Here is a 2,845-nt window from a genome sequence, read left to right as displayed (position 1 = left end):
TTCTTTTTTTAATATTTTTATTATTTTTCTTATTTTTCTAATTTCTATTATTTTCTTATTTTTCTTATTTTGAACTAGGTTATTTTTTTAAATTTTAACTAAAATTGAAAATTTATATCTTAAGATATAGATACTGTTAATTTGAAATATATTTTTTTAAAAATGATTCGATTTAAATATATTTATGATTAATTAAATTATACTTAATCCAGTAAAATATGTTTTTAAATGTATCTTAAATTAATTAAATTGAATAAAAAATCTATACCAAAAATCAATTTATAAAAACTTAATATTGAATGAAAAACAAATAAATTATAGTAAACTGCAAGAAAAAAATAAATATGGATTTAGGCGAAAATATGTTGTACAATATAAAAATGCGTTCTTCAAAAGGTGGCCCTCATGAAAAGGGAGGAAAACATATATCAGGTGCTGAACGTATTTTAAGAGATGATGAGATTGAAGATGAAATAATCAGAATGTACCAAAGGGCTCTAAATCATGAAAAAGGCAGCGTAGACTTTATCAATATAAAAATTCAAAAAGTGGATGAAGAAGACATTGTTTACGTTCCTCAATTATCAATTGAAGAATTTGATGTAAAATCAAAAGAGGAAGGATTGAAATTAGCTAAAGAGCTTCTTAAAGAAAGTGATGTGGAAGAAATAGCTATTGAAAATGGAATTGGATCTCTCTTAAAGCTTCAAGACAGCATGCATGGAGCAATACTCCTAGATAAGGATAATGGAAATAGACTGGATGATAGAGCATCAAGAGGCGTTAGAGCTACAGGAATGGGTTTTGCAGATAATTTTGAATATGAAAGAATAGATAAGATCAATCCTGCAAATGATGTCAATGAAGAGGACATTCCTGGAATACATTTTAATGAGGCATTGGTTCTTGCTTCCAAGGTTGCAAGCTGCAAGGGAATAATAGCTGAACTATGCTGGTCTGATGATCCGAACTATCTAACAGGATACATCTCTAATGAAACAACTTATAACAGAATATCTATCATGAAAGATAAAGGAAATACAATAGGGGGAAGAATCTTCTTTGTGGATACAAACCTATTGGATGATGATTACACATTAGATGATTTAATAGATTACCTGGAAAAACAAGTGGTTTTAATAGAATAATAAAAAGAGCTGAAAAAATGAATCAAAAATTAGAAATGGGACTTCAAAAGGAATTGGAAGAACTTGAAAACAATGATCTTAGAAGAACAGTAGATGATTTAAGATTTATTAGCTCAACTAAAGCAATTGACAAGAATAATAAGGAATACCTTGTCTTTGGAACCAATAATTATTTAGGATTAACCCATCACCCACAAGTCATTAAGGCATCAAAGGAAGCTAATGAATATGGAACAGGTTCAACTGGTTCAAGACTAACTACTGGGGCTTCTTTTGAGGCAAGAAAGCTTGAAAACAATCTCTCCAAGTTTAAAAACACTGAATCTACACTTATTTTTAATACAGGATATATGACTAATTTAGGAGTGATTTATGCTCTAACAAAGGAAAATGATGTCATATTCTCTGATCAATTGAATCATGCAAGCATTATAGATGGAACAAGAATATCTAAAGCTAAAGTCAAAGTCTATAATCATAAGGACACTTCAGATTTAGAGAATCTTATCAAAAAAGAGCTTAAATCAAATAATAAATCTAATTTTTTTATAGTTTCTGATGGAGTATTCAGCATGGATGGAGACATTGCTCCACTTCCAGAACTGGTAGAAATAGCTAACAAATACAGCTGCACTCTTATAATTGATGAAGCACATGCAACTGGAGTAATCGGCAAAAACGGAAAGGGTACAGTTGAATACTATAAGGACAAGACAGGAATTGATTTAACTGACTCTGTTGATTTGCAAATAGGAACATTAAGCAAAGCACTTGCATCAGAGGGAGGATTTGTCTGTGGAAAGCAAGTCTACATAGATTATCTTATAAACAAATCAAGACCTTTCATATTCTCAACAGCACTTTCCCCAGCTACAATAGCTAGTGCAAATGCTGCTTTAAACCTACTAAAAGAAAATGGTGAAGAATACTTATCTTCCTTAAATGAAAATACAAGACTTATGAGAAATTTGCTTAGTAATGCCGGATTAAACATTGCTGAAGGAGAAACACCAATCATACCAATCATCATAGGCCCTGCAGATTTAGCAAACAAAATCTCAAAAGAATTGGAAAAAGAGGGAATTTTAGTATCTGCTATCAGACCACCATCAGTTCCTAAAGATATGAGCAGATTAAGATTAACTGTTATTGCCACCCATTCAAAAGAAGAAATAGAATACACTGCTCAAAAAATAATTGAAATTTGGAATATGCTAAAATAATTATAGATTTAATAAGAAAAGAAAAAATAAAGAGTAATGGTATGCCGAGAGTAACCCACATTCTGTTTTATACAGCATTCATCTTAGCGAACTACTCTGCTTCCCTTAGAGGTCATCAGCATATTTGTTCTTGCATCCTGTAGATTGGCCGTTTCACCGATTCCTTTAATGTCCATCAGTCAAGCATCATTGTCATCCATCAAAGGCCGTGTCGTTTCTGCTCCAGAGTCATACTTCTCAGCATAAGTCTTTCAACTTTACAGTCTATATGATGTGCGGAGTTTCCCTAGTTATAAAAACCAGCAGCTGTCTTCGGCTTACCATTAACAATACTATTTTATTAGTTATAGTATAAAAAATTTAATAAAATAGTGAAAATAAAAAAATTAAAAAATAGAAAAATAAGAAAAAATAAAAAAATAAATTATGAAGTCTTGTTCTGAACCATAATCAGCTTACCCGTAGATGGATCCT

At 30.8% G+C, this 2,845-nt stretch carries 2 protein-coding genes and 1 other RNA gene; 2 read left to right on the top strand and 1 reads right to left on the bottom strand.

The window, feature by feature from the left end; translation table 11 throughout:
* The first annotated feature begins 362 nt into the window (after positions 1-362).
* Together IJI80_RS07050 and bioF are read left to right on the top strand one after the other, a co-directional pair.
* The gene (locus IJI80_RS07050; protein ID WP_292788797.1) at positions 363-1,148 is read left to right on the top strand and encodes a 6-carboxyhexanoate--CoA ligase; all 786 of its coding nucleotides are present in this window, start codon (positions 363-365) and stop codon (positions 1,146-1,148) included.
* 17 nt (positions 1,149-1,165) lie between these two features.
* A complete protein-coding gene (gene bioF, locus IJI80_RS07045; RefSeq protein ID WP_292788796.1) occupies positions 1,166-2,371 on the top strand; it encodes an 8-amino-7-oxononanoate synthase in 1,206 nt (401 codons plus the stop codon).
* 39 nt (positions 2,372-2,410) lie between these two features.
* On the opposite strand, the gene rnpB is transcribed toward bioF, so the two are convergent.
* Positions 2,411-2,692: RNase P RNA component (rnpB, locus tag IJI80_RS07040), an RNA gene on the bottom strand.
* Positions 2,693-2,845: the final 153 nt, after the last annotated feature.

The organism is Methanobrevibacter sp., assembly GCF_017432245.1.
GTDB lineage: Archaea > Methanobacteriota > Methanobacteria > Methanobacteriales > Methanobacteriaceae > Methanobrevibacter.
This window is presented reverse-complemented; position numbering and strand designations above follow the sequence as displayed.

Coding starts and splice junctions, on each gene's coding strand:
- IJI80_RS07050 (WP_292788797.1), top strand. CDS start 363: ATGTTGTACAATATAAAAATGCGTTCTTCAAAAGGTGGCCCTCATGAA.
- bioF (WP_292788796.1), top strand. CDS start 1,166: ATGAATCAAAAATTAGAAATGGGACTTCAAAAGGAATTGGAAGAACTT.